Raw genomic sequence first — 14,495 nt, 5'->3', positions numbered from 1 at the left:
GGATGTCTTTGGGGAGCACTCACTTGCAGGCCGGGTGGGAAGCTGGGCTGAAGCCCACCTTTGCGGGAATTGCAGGCTCCCGGCAAGCCAATTGTCGCCCGCCGCCACGCCAAGGCCGGCTGGCACAACAACAGCCGCCGGCAGGCTTAGTCTCTGCGGGCCTGTTTGTTTTGAGCATGATCTTTCCGAAAACCGGATTCCACTTTTCGGGATCATGCCCTAGGCGTGCATGCGGGCACCCTTGGTGATCTTGTCGACGACCTTCTTGTCTGCGCGAAGCGCGATGCCGACCACCTTGGCGTCATCGGGCGCGAATTCGGCGAAGACGGCGCGGTTGGCCGCATCAAAGCCGGTCGCGAACATCTCCTCGACATAGAGCGAGGTCGTCACGCCGCGCTCCAGGGTGCGCCGGTGGATCGTGCCCAGCGTCGCCTGGTCGGCGGACAGCACGATGACCGGCTGGATCGACAGCGGGTTGTAGAGATTGCCGGCACGGTCGCGATAGGGTTCGCCGATAATGTCCGGGAACTGGGCGACGATGCCGCTGGTCAGGAAAGCAGTGACGTTGAGTTTCTGCCAGACCGGCAGATCCTCCCGGAGCACGATTGCAAATTTCGTATCGAACATGAGAAAATAGACCATTCGAGGTTGCGCCCCGATTTCGAGGCTGAGAGAGAAGATGTCGGCTGATCTAGACAGCCAGGCCTTCAGGGGTCTTGGACGTTTGTGCGTTGGCGCGGCGGAGAACCGCATCATCTCGGCCTCCGACCCCCTCGGCATGGAGCGGATCGAGGCACGCTTCCACGGCAGCGCCTTCGACCTGCATCGCCACGACACCTATGCGATCGGGGTGACGCTGCACGGCGTGCAGACGTTTCGCTACCTTGGCGCGACGCGCCACAGCCTGCCCGGCCAGATCATCGTGCTGCATCCCGACGAATTGCATGACGGCGGCGCCGGCACCGAGGACGGGCTGCGCTACAGGATGCTTTATCTGGAACCGTCGCTGATGCTCGACTGCCTTGGCGGCGCGTCGCTGCCCTTCGTCAGGGAGGGCGTGGTGACGGACGCTGCCTTCCGCGGCACACTGCTTTCGGCGCTGGGGCCGCTGGAGGAGGAACTCGACGAACTGTTCGTCGACGATTTCCTCGCGCAACTGATGCAAAGCCTGAACCGGCATGCCGGCCAGCCGGCGAAGCCGATGACCAGGACGGCGTGGCGAGCGGCTATGCTGGCGCGGGACTATCTCACCGACAATCTGGCTCGTCCCGTGCGTTCCGACGAGCTGGAAGCGATCACCGGGCTCGACCGCTATGCCTTGTCACGGCATTTCCGCGCCGCCTTCTCCACCAGCCCGCATCGCTTCCTGGTGATGCGCCGGCTTCAGAGCGCGCGGCGGATGATCGCCGCAGGCGAGCCCTTGGCGCAGATCGCCATCGAAGCCGGCTTCAACGACCAGAGCCATTTCATCAGGCAGTTCAAGAAGGCATTCGGCATGACACCGGGGCGCTGGTCATCGCTGATCCATGGGTCTGGCGCAGCGGCGGCTTGATTGCCTGCCGACCTAGAGCCCGTTCCATCCCGACGAAATCGGGATGGGGCGCTATCTGTTTATTTTAGCATGATCTTTCCCGAAAACCGGATACCCCTTTTCGGGATCATGCTCTCGTGCTGCGATCAGTCGTCCGTCTCGGCGTCGTCGTCGACCAGCGTCAGTTCCTCGTTCAAGAGGTTTGCCTCGATGCGGGCAAGCAGCTTGAACAAAGCCTTCTGGTCTTTCTTGTCGAGGCCTTTCAACGCCTGCTTTTCGGTCTTCTTCACCGATTTCTCGATGGCGCGAATGGTCTCGCGGCCGCTGTCGGTCAGAAAGATATGTGCCTGGCGCGCATCGGCCTCGGAGGCGCGCTTGTCCAGGAAGCCCTGGGCCTGCAGCCGGTTGATGGTCTTGGTGATGGTCGGCGGGCGCACGCCAAGGCGACCGGCCAGATTGCCGGGCGTCTGGCCGTCTTCACGGTCGAGCGCCAGCATGATCTGGTCCTGACCGGCATAGAAGCCGTGCGCCAGAAGCCGCGCCGCCAGCGCGGTTCTTGCCAGCCTTGCCGCCGAATGCAGCCGGCTCATTGTCGCAGTCTTGTCCGCCTTGGCCATGGTCATCCCTCTTCGGCCGTACCGGTGCGGTCAGCATAGACGCAGCCGGCCGGTTGGCAATCGACGATCAAAAAGATTCCGGCGCTCCAAACAGCTTTGCCGGCAAGCATTGCGGTGTCCGCCGTGGCTAATGCCAGATGTTTATTTCAGTTAGATGACAAACGACTTTTCGCGACCGGAGTTTTCGCCGCGGGCGACGTGCGCGAGGAAATGTCGCTCAGCCGGACTTCACCACGACGATCATCAGCGCCTGATAGGCATCCTCCACCTCGCGCAGAGCGGCCTGCGACAGCGGTCCGGCCTGGCTGGCGATGTCGTCCCTGGCGTTCGAGGTGTCACGCTTGCCGGGCCTGTCATTGTATGGCGCGACAGTGGTGAAGATCTGCTCGCTGAGACTGTCGGGGAAAAACAACTGGCCGGTCATCACCGAACTGTCGTCGGGGAAGACCTTGAAATGAATATGGGTGGTGCGGCCGCGATACCAGCCGGGATAGACGGTGGCGAAGGAAACGATGCCGCTTGCATCGGTCTTCTGCCAGCCGCGCAGGAAGGTCTGGCCCGACGTGTCGACATCGCGGCCATCACCTTGTCCCGGATAGCCCGAATAGGCACCTTGCGCGTCGCAATGCCAGATATCGACGCGGGCGCCGGCAAGCGGGCGGCAGGCCGCATCGACAACCTGCAGCCTTACAATGAGGGCAAGGCCCTTCTTGCCTTCGGTGACATCGGCACGTTCGAGTTTCGGATCGAAATAGAACGGCCCTTCGGTCACCTCAGGCGTGATGGCGCAGACGCCGGCGCCGGTTTCGAACAGGGCCAGTCCGGCATAGGACGAGGACTTGGTGGCCGAAGACTGGGTGGCCGAAGACTGGGCGGCCATTGCCGCGGCCGGCAGGAAGGCACCACCGCCGGCGGTCACCGCGATCAAGCCGAGCGCCTTGCGCCGGCTCAATGAGAAGGAGGATGGCTTGCCGGACATATCGTGCCTCTCAAACTGGCCTCCCCTATCCTGGTTTAGGCCGTGATGGCGGGGCTGGCCAATGAAAATTCGGTAATGTCGGCAAGCCTGTTTGGCCCATCGGTTTGCCTCGTGCAAAAGCCCGGTACACACCCTATATGGAGCCGACAATCCCTTTTCGTGGCCCTGGATTTTCACGGCCCATAGTCTTCGAGGCAAGCCATGAGCGACGCACAGACGCAGATCCCCGTAACCGTTCTCACCGGCTATCTCGGCGCCGGCAAGACGACGCTGCTCAACCGCATCCTGTCGGAAAACCACGGCAAGCGCTACGCCGTCATCGTCAATGAGTTCGGTGAAATCGGCATCGACAACGAGCTGATCGTGGAATCCGACGAGGAAATCTACGAAATGAACAATGGCTGCGTCTGCTGCACGGTGCGCGGCGACCTGATCCGCGTCGTCGAGGGCCTGATGCGCCGGCCTGGCCGTTTCGATGCCATCTTGGTCGAGACCACCGGGCTCGCCGATCCGGTGCCGGTAGCGCAGACCTTCTTCATGGACGACGACGTGCGCTCCAAGACCAGGCTCGACGCGGTGGTGGCGCTGGTCGACGCCAAGCATTTGCCGCTGCGGCTCAAGGATTCCAGGGAAGCCGAAGACCAGATCGCCTTCGCCGACGTCGTCGTGCTCAACAAGACCGATCTCGTCACCCCTGAGGAACTCGCCAAGGTCGAGGCAACGATCCGCGCCATCAATCCGGCGGCGAAGATCCATCGCACCACCCGCGCCGGCGTCGCCCTGTCGGAAGTGCTCGACCGCGGCGCCTTCGACCTGTCCAGGGCGCTGGAAAACGATCCGCATTTCCTCGAGGCGCATGACGACCACGATCATCATGACCACGACCATGACGGCCACGATCACCACCGTGATCATGACGGGCACGACCATCACCATCACGCCCATCCTTCCGACATCCATGACGTGACGGTGCAGTCGGTGTCGCTGCGCGGCGGCGAGATGGATCCGAAGAAATTCTTTCCGTGGATCGAGAAGATCACCCAGATGGAAGGCCCGAACATCCTGCGGCTGAAGGGCATCATTGCCTTGAAAGGCGACGATGAGCGCTATGTCATCCAGGGCGTGCACATGATCATCGAGGGCGACCACCAGCGCGCCTGGAAAGACGGCGAGAAACATGAGAGCCGGCTGGTGTTCATCGGCCGCGAGCTTGACGCCGAGCGGCTGAAGAAGAGCTTTGACGCTTGCCAGGCCTAGTCAGGCTTCGCCATGCGGTCCAAGGGAGGTTGATTATCCTGCAATGTACACATATCATGTGTACATTGCATTAATGGAGGAGAAACCTGTGCCTAGATCAGCCGACAACAAGACAGAGCGCTTCCAGATCCGCATTCCCCCCGTGCAGAAAGCGATGATCGCCCGCGCCGCAGCGCTGTCGCACAAGGACATGGCCGACTTCATCCTCGACAAGATCGTGCCCGAAGCGCAGGCCGTGATCGAAGCGGCAGAAGTGACGAAGGTGTCCGACCGCGATTTCACGCGCATCCTGGACCTGCTGGAGCACCCGCCAAAACCCAACGCCAGGCTCCAGGCGGCGATCACCGCCTTGCCGGATACTCTGTGACGCTTCCGTCCTGGCACGAAGAGCCGATTGCGAAACGACACGACCGGGCTTCCTTCGATTGCGGCGACGCACAGATGGACGATTTTCTGCGACGGTTCGCGCGGCAGAGTCACGATCAGAATGCAGCCAAGACCTTCTGTGCGATCGATGACACGGCTTCGGAGCGGATTCTCGGCTTCTATACGATCGCACCGTCCGCAGTTGCTCATGAGACCGTGCCCGAAGCCATGACGAGGGGCTTGGCGCGACACGAGGTTTCCGGCTTCAAGCTTGCCCGGCTTGCGACCGACCGCAGCGTTGGGGGGCAAGGACTCGGAGGTCAGTTGCTCGCCGCCGCGGCTTTGCGCTGCCTGCGGCTTGCCGGCGAGGGCGGCGGTATCCTGCTCATCATCGATGCCAAGAGCGAGCGAGCCGCAAGGTGGTATGCCAGCTACGGTGCCGAGCGCCTCCAGGGACCGGATTTGACCCTGGTGATGCCACTGGCGACCTTCGCAACCAGTCTGCGGGCCAAGGGACTGCTTTGACACACCCTCTCGCCACTTTGCCGATCCTCATGGTTGCCGGAACCGCAAACGTCGAGTAAGCCGCCCGAGCCGTCTCTGCAATCTTATTCAGCTGAACAAAGATAACCATGCCCACCGTCGCCCCGCTTGATCTCGAAGGCCATTGCATCGCTGCCGTCTTCCTCGGCGACGCGCCGCATTTCGCGCTGGCCGATGGTACCGTGCATCGGCTCGACCATGGCCACAAGACAATCCAGGCCAATGATGGGCTGCTCGCCGCCTTCCACGATGCGGCCAACGACCGGCTGATCACCGGCGGCGAGGACGGCAAGATTCTTTCTGTTACCGCAGGCGGCAACGTCCAGGAGCTTGCGAACGCCGGGAAAAAATGGATCACCAGCGTTGCCGCCGGGCCGCAGGGCGCCATCGCCTATGCGACGGGCAAGACCGCCTTCGTGCGCTTCGCCGATGGCAAGACCAGGGAATTTACCCATCCGCGTTCGGTCGAGGGACTGGCCTTCTCGCCCAAGGGCATGCGCTTCGGCGTCGCCCGCTACAATGGCGCGACGCTGCATTTCCCGGCCGCCGAGGGCAAGCCGGTCGAGCTCGAATGGGCCGGCGCCCACACCGGCATCACCTTTTCGCCAGATGGCGCCTTTTTGGTCACCTCGATGCAGGAAAACGCGCTGCATGGCTGGAAGCTGGCCGACGGCAAGCACATGCGTATGACCGGCTATCCCGGCAAGGTCAAAAGCCTGTCGTGGAGCGTGAAGGGAAAATGGCTGGCGAGTTCCGGCGCCCCGGCGGCCATCGTCTGGCCGTTTTCAGGCAAGGACGGGCCGATGGGCAAGGCGCCGCTGGAGCTCGGCACGCGCGGCAACGCCATGGTGACGGCTGTCGCCTGCCACCCGAGCCAGGACGTCGTCGCCGTCGGCTATGATGACGGCATGGTGATGGCCGTACGTTTTTCCGACACCAAGGAAGTGCTGTTGCGGCGGCCGGGCAAGGGCGCCATCACCTCGATGATGTGGGACAAGGAAGAACGCCGCGTCGCCTTCGGCAGTGCGGCCGGCGATTGCGGCGTCATCGACATCACGGCCTAGTTTTGAAACAGCGGGTCACTCGGCCCCGCAAGAGACCTTGCCGGTCAGTTCGACCGGCTTGCCGTCCTTGTCCGCGTCGGCGGCATTGTCATAGATGGCAAGCGTGTACTGCCCGTCATAGACGCCTTCGTCGCTGGCCTTGGTCAGGATCGTCAGTTCGACGTAGTTGTAGATATCCGGGAGCTGATGCTCGCGGTAGATGTTCAGCCGCAACTCCTTGTTGTCGAGCCAGTACTGGGTGAGGTTGGAATTCTCGAACGCGGTCTTGCTCAGATCGTCACCGACGGGCCGCCCAAGAATTTCAAGGGTGCCGCTGAAATTGAAGGTCGGGCCGCCCATGCCTCTGGTGACGCCGGCCCCGACGTCGAACTTCACCGCCGTGTCGTCGACGTTGCACCAGATGCCGCCGGATGCGGAAGCCGCGCTGGCCGACAATAGCAGCGCTGCCGCACAGATGATTGTCCGCATTTTGTCCCCTCCCGCCCTTCGCCGCCAGCATTGGCGTTGACTTCACCAACAGGGTCAAGCGCCGCCGCTGGCGGCTGAGCCAATGCAGGACAGACGCGCGGCCGATTGCGGTTGCGGACGATGATTGGTTAAGAGGGACCGACAAGAGGGGTTTCCATGCACAGCAGCGACAGTTCAAAGGCGTCCATCGGCGGCATCGATCGCAACCGCATTGCCGACCTGCGCGAGACCGAGGGAGTCGTCTTCCGCAAGGCGCGGCCGAAATCGCAGGCGAAGGTGGGCAATGGCCTGCCGGGCTTCTTCGGCGGCGTGCCGATGCACTGGATGAACGACTGGCCGACACCGTTTCCAATCCTGGTCGACAGCGCCAGGGGCGCCACCATCACCGACATCGACGGTATCAGGCTTGACGATTTCTGCCTCGGCGACACCGGCTCGATGTTCGGCCATTCACCGCCTCCGGTGGCGCGCGCCATCCGCCGGCAGGCCGGGCGCGGCCTGACCTATATGCTGCCTTCGGAAGACGCGCTCGCCATCGGCCCGCTGCTGCAGCAGCGTTTCGGCCTGCCGTTCTGGCAGATCGCGACGACGGCGACCGACGCCAACCGCTTTGCGCTGCGCGTTGCCCGCGCCGTCACCGGGCGCGAAAAGATCCTGGTCTTCAACGGCTGCTATCACGGCTCGGTCGACGAGACGATGGTGCGACTGGTCGATGGTATCCCGGTCAACCGGCCGGGGCTGGCGGGCGAGTTCCGCGACCTGACCCGCACGGCGAAGGTGATCGAATTCAACGACGTCCCGGCTCTGGAAACCGCGCTTAGGGATAAGGATGTCGCTTGTGTCATCGCCGAGCCGGTGCTGACCAATTCCTGCATGGTGCTGGCCGATCCGGGCTTCCACGACGCTCTGCGCAGGCTGACGCGCGAAACCGGCACGCTGCTTCTGATCGACGAGACGCACACGATCTCGACCGGCCCCGGCGGCTACACCAGGAAATACGGACTTGAGCCGGACTTCTTCGTGCTGGGCAAGCCGATTGCCGGCGGCGTGCCGGCAAGCGTGTGGGGCATGAGCGACGACGTCGCCTCGCGCTACGCCGACTATATCAGGACCAAGGAGCCGGGTTATTCCGGCATGGGCACGACGCTGTCGGCCAACCCGCTGCAGTTCGCGGCGATGCGCGCCACGCTCGAACAGGTGATGACCGAGGAAAACTATGCTCGCATGGACCATCTGGCGCGGCGGCTCGATGCCGGGCTGACCGGCGTGATCGACCGCTACCGCTTGCCCTGGCATGTCGCCCGCGTCGGCGCCCGCGTCGAGTTCATCTGCGCGCCCGGTCCGCTGCACAATGGCGCCGAGGCGGAGACAGCGCATGCGCCGGAACTGGAAGCCGCCATCCATGTCGCGCTGGTCAATCGCGGCGTGCTGATCGCACCCTTCCACAACATGATGCTGATTTCGCCGGCGACCACCGGCGCCCAGGTCAACCGGCTGATCACCGCCTTCGGCGCGGTTGCGGCAAAGCTTGCGGCATGAGACAAGCAAGCCAAATCCGAGTGCGATCATGACCTCACCTTCGGGCTCGACGCCCACCGAGGCGCAAGCCTTTCTCGACGCCCATCCCGAGATCGAAGCCTTCGATATCGTGCTGACCGACGCCAATGGCGTCGGCCGCGGCAAGATCGTGCGCCGGCATGAGCTGAAAAGCATCTTCGAGGGCGGCCGCCACATGCCGATCTCGATCCTCGGCCTCGATATCACCGGCGAGGATGTGCACGAAACCGGGCTGATCTGGACCACCGGCGACGGCGACCTCAGGGCATGGCCAATCCCCGGCACGCTGGTGCCGCTCTACGGCACGAGCCCGCCGCGCGGCCAGTTGCTGATGGCGATGTATCAGCTCGACGGCCGGCCGATGTCGTCGGACCCACGCCTGGCGCTGGCCCGGCAGGTCGATATCCTCGCGGCCAAGGGTCTTTATCCCGCCGGCGCCTTCGAGCTCGAATTCTTCCTGCTGGCCAATGAGCGCGACGCGGACGGCAAGGTGCAGCCGGCGCGCGCCGTGCTCGATGGCCGCGTCTCTGGCAAGACGGAAGTCTATTCCGTTGATCACCTGCACGGCATGGAGCCGCTGTTCTCGGACATCTATGCCGCAGCCAAGGCGCAAGGCATCCCGGCCGAGACGGTGATTTCCGAATATGCGCCCGGCCAGTACGAATTGACGCTGAACTACCGCAAGGACGTGATGCGGGCGGCCGACGATCTGGTCATGCTGAAACGGCTGGTTCGGGCGCAGGCGCGCCGCCACGGCGTCACTGCCTGTTTCATGGCCAAGCCTATCGAGAAATATGCCGGCTCGGGCATGCATTTCCATGTCTCGCTGCAGGACAAGGCCGGCCGAAACGTCTTTGCCGAAGCCGGCGGCGAGAGCTGGTCGCTGCCGTTGCTGCAGGGGCTCGGCGGCCTGATCCAGACGATGGCCGAATCGATGCTGGTGTTTGCGCCGCACGCCAATTCCTGGCGGCGCTTCGTTTCGCAATCCTATGCGCCGGTGGCGCCGACCTGGGGCGTCAACAACCGCTCCGTGGCACTGCGCGTTCCAGCGGGCGATGCAAAGAACCGGCGCATCGAGCACCGGCCGTCCGGCGTCGACGCCAACCCCTATCTGATCGCCGCGACCGTGCTCGCCGCCATCATCAAAGGCCTCGACGAAGGTCTCGATCCCGGTCCGGAAACGACCGGCAACGGCTACGAGGCGGCGGTCACGCGCACGACTATGCCGGTCGACTGGCGCGCCGCGATCGAAGCCGCGCGAGCATCCAGCTTCCTGAAAGGCGCGCTCGGCGAGGACCTGCACCGCACCTTCGTGGCGATCAAGCAGTCCGAGTATCTGCGCGTGGCGCGCACGGTCAGCGAGCTGGATTATCACCTCTATCTGCACGAGGTGTAGTTCGACACGATCGTGAGCGGAGAGGCGGCGATCACTTTTTCGCAGCCTATGTCAAATGTGATAGCGCGGTGGCTCCCTGGAACATATCATGAACATATGTCAGCGCTCACCGTCCGCGAAAAGCTTGCAATCCTGTCCGATGCCGCAAAGTACGACGCCTCCTGCGCCTCGTCGGGCGCGGCGAAAAAGGATTCGCTGAAATCCGGCGGCATCGGTTCCACCGAAGGCATGGGCATCTGCCATTCCTATGCGCCGGACGGCCGCTGCATTTCGCTGCTGAAGATCCTGCTGACCAATTTCTGCATTTACGATTGCAGCTATTGCATCAACCGCTCCTCCTCGAACGTGCGGCGCGCCCGTTTCACCGTCGACGAGGTGGTGAAGCTGACCATGGATTTCTACCGGCGCAATTACATAGAGGGCCTGTTTCTGTCCTCTGGCGTCATCCGCTCGCCCGACGAGACGATGGGCGAGATGGTCGAGGTGGCCCGAAGGCTGCGGCTGGAAGAAAAATTCTCCGGCTATATCCATCTGAAGACCATTCCGGAGAGTTCGCAGGAACTGGTCGAAAAGGCAGGCCTTTACGCCGACCGGCTGTCGATCAATGTAGAACTGCCCACGGATGAGGGCGTGAAGAGACTGGCACCCGAAAAGAAGCCGGAAACAATCCGGCTCTCGATGGCCAGGCTGCGCCAGAAAATGGAGGAAAAGGCCGAACCGACACTGAAAACCAAAAAGCGCGAACGTTTCGCTCCCGGCGGGCAGTCGACGCAGATGATCGTCGGCGCCGACAAGACCTCCGATGACGGCATCCTGCACACCAGCGCGCGACTCTATGGCAGCTACCACCTGCGGCGGGTCTATTATTCTGCTTTCAGTCCGATTCCGGATTCGTCATCGTCCCTGCCCTTGCAGAAGCCGCCGCTGATGCGTGAACACCGGCTCTATCAGGCCGACTGGCTGATGCGGTTCTATGGATTTTCGCAGCCGGAGATCCTGGCCGGCAGCAGCGACGGCATGCTCGACCTTGCCATCGATCCGAAACTGGCCTGGGCGCTGCGCAACAGGGGACGGTTCCCCGTCGATATCAATCGCGCCGACCGCGAAGCGCTGCTGCGCGTACCGGGTCTCGGCACCAGGGTGATCGCCAAAATCCTGGAAACCCGCCGCCACCGGCGGCTGCGACTGGAAGATGTCGGGCGCCTGTGCCAATCGATCGCCAAGTTACGGCCGTTCATCATCGCCGAAGGCTGGTCGCCGGGTGCACTCACCGACAAGACCGGATTGCGAGGCAAGATCGTGCGCTCCTGCGAGCAACTGTCGCTGTTTTGACCATGCAGCCGGCCCAACTCGATCTTGCCAGATACAGCGTGCGGCTCGATAGCGAGACCGATTTTACCGGCTGGCGCGACGCGGCACGACGGCTGGCGCTGAACGAGGTCCGACCCGAGGATATCAGTTGGCACGTCGCACCTAACTCCAATCAAACCGATTTGCCGGTCGCGCCTGCGGGAGCGCAGCTCGTCGTGCCGCGCGACTTCATCGAGCGCGCCGAAACCGCTTTCTGCCACGCCGACCCCGGCCGTTTCGGTTTTCTCTACAGATTGCTGTGGCGGCTACGCGCCGAGCCCAAACTGCTGGCTATCGCATCGGATGTCGACACCAGGCGCCTCGAGATCATGGAAAAGGCGGTGCGGCGCGACATCCATAAAATGCGCGCCTTTGTGCGCTTCCGAAAGATCGGCGATGGAGATGGGGAACGCTATGTCGCCTGGTTCGAGCCGGAGCATTTCGTCGTCGAGCGAAACGCGGCTTTCTTCGTCAGGCGCTTCACCGGCATGCGCTGGACGATCTTGACCCCGCATGCCTCCGCCGACTGGGATGGCGAGAGACTGGCGATCGGGCCAGGCGCCGCCAAGGGCGATGCGCCGACTCAGGATGATATCGAAGCTCTGTGGCGCACCTATTTCGAGAACATCTTCAACCCGGCGCGGCTGAAGGTGAAGGCGATGCAGAAGGAGATGCCGAAAAAATACTGGCGGAACCTTCCCGAGGCCTCGCTCATTCCAGAGTTGATCGCAGGAGCGGACAAGGCCGCCAAAGCCATGATTGCCAGAATGCCGACGCCGCCCGCGCCGCACCACGCCAAGGTGCAGGCCAGACATTGGCCGAAACATGAGCCGGCCAAGGGGGTGGAAGACGATGCCGCAGGCAGCATTTCCGAATTGCGTGAAGCAGCAAAAGGGTGCCGCCGCTGCCCGCTTTGGCGCGACGCGACGCAGACCGTATTCGGCGAGGGACCGGATGACGCCAGGGTCATCTTCGTCGGCGAACAGCCGGGCGATCAGGAAGACATCGCTGGCAAACCTTTCGTCGGCCCGGCGGGCAAGGTGTTCGACGCCATACTCGATGACGCGGGCGTCGACCGCCAGAAAGTCTACGTCACCAACGCGGTCAAGCACTTCAAATTCGAGCCACGCGGCAAGCGGCGCATCCATTCCAAGCCGAATGCCGGCGAGGTTCAGGCCTGCCGCTGGTGGATCGACAGGGAATTCGCGCTGATCAAGCCGGAGCTTGCCGTGGCGCTTGGCGCAACGGCGGCATTGTCGCTGCTGGGCAAGGCGATCCCGGTGACAAAGATGCGCGGCCAGGTGATCGAGCGTGAGGATGGTTTGCGCGTCTTCATCACCATCCACCCCTCCTTCATCCTGCGCATCCATGAGCCCGCGGACAAGGAAGCCGAACGCGAGCGGTTCCTGCACGATATGAAACAGGTCAAGTGGCTGATGGCCGCATGATCCATGGCCTAACGGATGAGAATTGCCCTGAGATCGTTGACATTCGTCCCCGTCGGGCCGGGTACGAAAAGGTCGCCGACGGCATTGAAGGCCGTCCAGGCATTGTTGCCGGCCAGCATCGCCTTGGCATCGACGCCCGCCGCGCGCATGCGCGACACGGTCGAACCGTCGGCGAAGGCGCCGGCATTGTCTTCCGAGCCGTCGATGCCGTCCGTGTCGGCGGCCAGCGAATGGATGCCTTCGGCGCCGTCGATGGCGATGGCGAAGGCCAGCAGGAATTCGGAGTTGCGGCCGCCCTTGCCCTTGGCCCGGAGCGTTACGGTTGTTTCGCCGCCCGACAGGATCAGCACCGGCTTGCTGAACGGCCGGTCGCGCGTCGCGACTTCGCGCGCGATGGCCGCATGCACGCCGCCGACCTCGCGCGCTTCGCCTTCGATCGAGTCGGACAGGATGACAGCTTCGACGCCTTGCCGTTTCGCTTCGGCAGCCGCCGCTTCGAGCGACACACCGGCCGAAGCGATCAGGTGCACCTCATTGCGCGAAAAGCGTTCATCCCCGGGACTTGGCGCATCGGCGGCCGGCGAATTGATATGCGCCATCACCGCGGCCGGCAGTTTCATGCCATAGGCTGATATCGACGCCAGTGCGTCCTCGCGACTGCCGGAATCAGGAACAGTCGGACCGGAGGCGACCAGCGCCGGATTGTCGCCGGGAATATCGGAAACGACCAGCGACACCACCCTGGCCGGCCAGGCGGCGGCCGCCAGCCGGCCGCCCTTGATGGTGGAAACATGCTTGCGGATGGTGTTCATCGCCGCGATCGGCGCCCCGGAGGCGAGCAGCGCCTCGTTGACGGCGATCTCGTCGGCCAGCGTCAGGCTTCCGGCCGGTGACGGCAGCAGCGCGGAACCACCGCCGGAAATCAGTGCCACCACCAGATCGTCGGCTGTCAGTCCCTGAACCTTGGCAAGCAAGCGTTTCGAAGCTTCCAGGCCGGCTGCGTCCGGCACCGGATGCGCCGCCTCGATGATCTCGATGCGCTCGCATTTGGCGCCGTAACCGTAGCGGGTGACGACCAGCCCTTCGATCGGCCCGTCCCAGACCTTCTCGAAGGCCGCCGCCATCTGCGCCGAGCCTTTTCCCGCGCCAATGACAATGGTGCGGCCCTTCGGCTTGGCCGGCAAATGATCCCGAATGGTTCGTTCCGGATCGGCGGCGGCGACGGCCGCGTTGAAGATGGAGGTGAGGAAGGTCTTGGGGTCGATCATTTTGCTTCCGGCGGCAGCGCAAGCTCGCGCCCGTTGATACCTAGGTGATTGCATAGCGCCTCGACCACGACGCCATGATCCTCGCGCTCAGGCAGACCGGAAACGGCGATCACACCAATGACGCCCGCACCCTTGACCGTGACCGGGAAACCACCGCCGGCCAGCACATGATCGGCAATATCCAGCCCCTCACCGACCTTGAAGTCGCGGTCGGGGCGCTGCTGCTCCAGCACCATGCGATAAGTGCTTCTCAGGAACCGCTTGACGACATTGATCTTGCGCCGCGCCCAATCGGGATTGGAGGCGTTCGAGCCCGGCATAGCAGCGTAGAACAGCGGCCGATCGAAGGTCCTGATGTCGACGATGATTGGCATGTTCTCGGCCAAAGCTCGGTCGCGGATGGCCGAACCGACCTTGAAAGCGACAGCCTCATCGAAGGCGGGAAAGACAAGGGTTTCTTCCTGTCTCTTGATCAGAGCGATGTCGTCCGCAGCGGCCATGTCGTTCCCCTGTCAATCTCGCCGCACGCTTTGACCGATGGCTGCCGCCGGGTCAAGCGTCTGCGCGACTTCGTAAGGTTGGGTGCGCTAGGTATGTTGAGATTCAGGTCAGGCCGCGCCGAAAATGGTGGCTTCCGAGAACCGGAGCGGA

At 63.2% G+C, this 14,495-nt stretch carries 15 protein-coding genes; 9 read left to right on the top strand and 6 right to left on the bottom strand.

Annotated elements, in window-relative coordinates; all coding sequences use genetic code 11:
• Positions 1 to 219 precede the first annotated feature (219 nt).
• Entirely contained in the window at positions 220 to 627 is a 408-nt protein-coding gene (locus tag BPNPMPFG_RS25145) for a DUF2000 family protein (RefSeq protein ID WP_258596910.1), read from the bottom strand.
• Positions 628 to 679: 52 nt separating this feature from the next.
• On the opposite strand from BPNPMPFG_RS25145, the gene BPNPMPFG_RS25140 reads away from it, so the two are divergent.
• Positions 680 to 1,552 (top strand): AraC family transcriptional regulator, encoded by an 873-nt coding sequence (locus tag BPNPMPFG_RS25140; RefSeq protein WP_258591317.1) that lies wholly within the window; start codon positions 680 to 682, stop codon positions 1,550 to 1,552.
• A 125-nt stretch (positions 1,553 to 1,677) separates the two neighbouring features.
• Here the strand turns inward: BPNPMPFG_RS25140 and BPNPMPFG_RS25135 are convergent, their stop codons facing one another.
• Both BPNPMPFG_RS25135 and BPNPMPFG_RS25130 read right to left on the bottom strand, forming a co-directional pair.
• Positions 1,678 to 2,148, bottom strand: a complete 471-nt coding sequence (locus tag BPNPMPFG_RS25135) for a MarR family winged helix-turn-helix transcriptional regulator (RefSeq protein WP_258591316.1) — start codon at positions 2,146 to 2,148, stop codon at positions 1,678 to 1,680.
• 217 nt (positions 2,149 to 2,365) lie between these two features.
• Positions 2,366 to 3,127, bottom strand: coding sequence for an intradiol ring-cleavage dioxygenase (locus BPNPMPFG_RS25130; protein WP_258591315.1), 762 nt, complete (start codon positions 3,125 to 3,127; stop codon positions 2,366 to 2,368).
• Between the two features lie 201 nt (positions 3,128 to 3,328).
• On the opposite strand from BPNPMPFG_RS25130, the gene BPNPMPFG_RS25125 reads away from it, so the two are divergent.
• From BPNPMPFG_RS25125 to BPNPMPFG_RS25110, 4 genes are all read left to right on the top strand, one after another.
• A complete protein-coding gene (locus tag BPNPMPFG_RS25125) occupies positions 3,329 to 4,384 on the top strand; it encodes a CobW family GTP-binding protein (RefSeq protein WP_258591314.1) in 1,056 nt (351 codons plus the stop codon).
• Between the two features lie 88 nt (positions 4,385 to 4,472).
• Positions 4,473 to 4,751, top strand: coding sequence for a type II toxin-antitoxin system TacA family antitoxin (locus BPNPMPFG_RS25120; RefSeq protein WP_258591313.1), 279 nt, complete (start codon positions 4,473 to 4,475; stop codon positions 4,749 to 4,751).
• Positions 4,748 to 5,275, top strand: a complete 528-nt coding sequence (locus BPNPMPFG_RS25115) for a GNAT family N-acetyltransferase (RefSeq protein WP_258591312.1) — start codon at positions 4,748 to 4,750, stop codon at positions 5,273 to 5,275. Before BPNPMPFG_RS25120 ends, BPNPMPFG_RS25115 begins: the two co-directional genes overlap by 4 nt.
• 107 nt (positions 5,276 to 5,382) lie before the next feature.
• Positions 5,383 to 6,357 (top strand): WD40 repeat domain-containing protein, encoded by a 975-nt coding sequence (locus BPNPMPFG_RS25110; RefSeq protein ID WP_258591311.1) that lies wholly within the window; start codon positions 5,383 to 5,385, stop codon positions 6,355 to 6,357.
• A gap of 15 nt (positions 6,358 to 6,372) precedes the next feature.
• Here the strand turns inward: BPNPMPFG_RS25110 and BPNPMPFG_RS25105 are convergent, their stop codons facing one another.
• Positions 6,373 to 6,825, bottom strand: coding sequence for a hypothetical protein (locus BPNPMPFG_RS25105; protein ID WP_258591310.1), 453 nt, complete (start codon positions 6,823 to 6,825; stop codon positions 6,373 to 6,375).
• 156 nt (positions 6,826 to 6,981) lie between these two features.
• Between BPNPMPFG_RS25105 and BPNPMPFG_RS25100 the strand changes: the two genes are divergently transcribed.
• From BPNPMPFG_RS25100 to BPNPMPFG_RS25085, 4 genes are all read left to right on the top strand, one after another.
• Complete coding sequence (locus BPNPMPFG_RS25100; RefSeq protein ID WP_258591309.1) at positions 6,982 to 8,364, top strand: aspartate aminotransferase family protein; 1,383 nt, start codon at positions 6,982 to 6,984, stop codon at positions 8,362 to 8,364.
• A 28-nt stretch (positions 8,365 to 8,392) separates the two neighbouring features.
• Positions 8,393 to 9,778, top strand: coding sequence for a glutamine synthetase family protein (locus tag BPNPMPFG_RS25095; RefSeq protein WP_258591308.1), 1,386 nt, complete (start codon positions 8,393 to 8,395; stop codon positions 9,776 to 9,778).
• 96 nt (positions 9,779 to 9,874) lie between these two features.
• Complete coding sequence (locus tag BPNPMPFG_RS25090) at positions 9,875 to 11,110, top strand: putative DNA modification/repair radical SAM protein (RefSeq protein WP_258591307.1); 1,236 nt, start codon at positions 9,875 to 9,877, stop codon at positions 11,108 to 11,110.
• 2 nt (positions 11,111 to 11,112) lie between these two features.
• Positions 11,113 to 12,576: a UdgX family uracil-DNA binding protein gene (locus BPNPMPFG_RS25085; RefSeq protein ID WP_258591306.1), complete on the top strand. Its 1,464-nt coding sequence runs from the start codon at positions 11,113 to 11,115 to the stop codon at positions 12,574 to 12,576.
• An 8-nt stretch (positions 12,577 to 12,584) separates the two neighbouring features.
• On the opposite strand, the gene BPNPMPFG_RS25080 is transcribed toward BPNPMPFG_RS25085, so the two are convergent.
• Together BPNPMPFG_RS25080 and BPNPMPFG_RS25075 are read right to left on the bottom strand one after the other, a co-directional pair.
• Positions 12,585 to 13,844 carry a glycerate kinase type-2 family protein gene (locus BPNPMPFG_RS25080; RefSeq protein WP_258591305.1) on the bottom strand — a complete coding sequence of 420 codons (1,260 nt, stop codon included), beginning with the start codon at positions 13,842 to 13,844 and terminating at the stop codon, positions 12,585 to 12,587.
• Positions 13,841 to 14,344: a heme-degrading domain-containing protein gene (locus BPNPMPFG_RS25075; RefSeq protein WP_258591304.1), complete on the bottom strand. Its 504-nt coding sequence runs from the start codon at positions 14,342 to 14,344 to the stop codon at positions 13,841 to 13,843. Before BPNPMPFG_RS25075 ends, BPNPMPFG_RS25080 begins: the two co-directional genes overlap by 4 nt.
• Between the last annotated feature and the right edge of the window lie 151 nt (positions 14,345 to 14,495).

Source organism: Mesorhizobium sp. AR07 (assembly GCF_024746815.1).
GTDB lineage: Bacteria > Pseudomonadota > Alphaproteobacteria > Rhizobiales > Rhizobiaceae > Mesorhizobium.
Note: the sequence above shows the minus strand (reverse complement) of the source record. Positions and strands in the feature narration are given on the sequence as shown.

Excerpts from the sequence above, each read along its gene's own strand:
- BPNPMPFG_RS25110 (WP_258591311.1), top strand. The coding sequence starts at position 5,383 with ATGCCCACCGTCGCCCCGCTTGATCTCGAAGGCCATTGCATCGCTGCC.
- BPNPMPFG_RS25145 (WP_258596910.1), bottom strand. The coding sequence starts at position 627 with ATGTTCGATACGAAATTTGCAATCGTGCTCCGGGAGGATCTGCCGGTC.
- BPNPMPFG_RS25080 (WP_258591305.1), bottom strand. The coding sequence starts at position 13,844 with ATGATCGACCCCAAGACCTTCCTCACCTCCATCTTCAACGCGGCCGTC.
- BPNPMPFG_RS25125 (WP_258591314.1), top strand. The coding sequence starts at position 3,329 with ATGAGCGACGCACAGACGCAGATCCCCGTAACCGTTCTCACCGGCTAT.
- BPNPMPFG_RS25140 (WP_258591317.1), top strand. The coding sequence starts at position 680 with ATGTCGGCTGATCTAGACAGCCAGGCCTTCAGGGGTCTTGGACGTTTG.
- BPNPMPFG_RS25090 (WP_258591307.1), top strand. The coding sequence starts at position 9,875 with ATGTCAGCGCTCACCGTCCGCGAAAAGCTTGCAATCCTGTCCGATGCC.
- BPNPMPFG_RS25100 (WP_258591309.1), top strand. The coding sequence starts at position 6,982 with ATGCACAGCAGCGACAGTTCAAAGGCGTCCATCGGCGGCATCGATCGC.
- BPNPMPFG_RS25105 (WP_258591310.1), bottom strand. The coding sequence starts at position 6,825 with ATGCGGACAATCATCTGTGCGGCAGCGCTGCTATTGTCGGCCAGCGCG.
- BPNPMPFG_RS25135 (WP_258591316.1), bottom strand. The coding sequence starts at position 2,148 with ATGGCCAAGGCGGACAAGACTGCGACAATGAGCCGGCTGCATTCGGCG.
- BPNPMPFG_RS25095 (WP_258591308.1), top strand. The coding sequence starts at position 8,393 with ATGACCTCACCTTCGGGCTCGACGCCCACCGAGGCGCAAGCCTTTCTC.
- BPNPMPFG_RS25075 (WP_258591304.1), bottom strand. The coding sequence starts at position 14,344 with ATGGCCGCTGCGGACGACATCGCTCTGATCAAGAGACAGGAAGAAACC.
- BPNPMPFG_RS25130 (WP_258591315.1), bottom strand. The coding sequence starts at position 3,127 with ATGTCCGGCAAGCCATCCTCCTTCTCATTGAGCCGGCGCAAGGCGCTC.
- BPNPMPFG_RS25085 (WP_258591306.1), top strand. The coding sequence starts at position 11,113 with ATGCAGCCGGCCCAACTCGATCTTGCCAGATACAGCGTGCGGCTCGAT.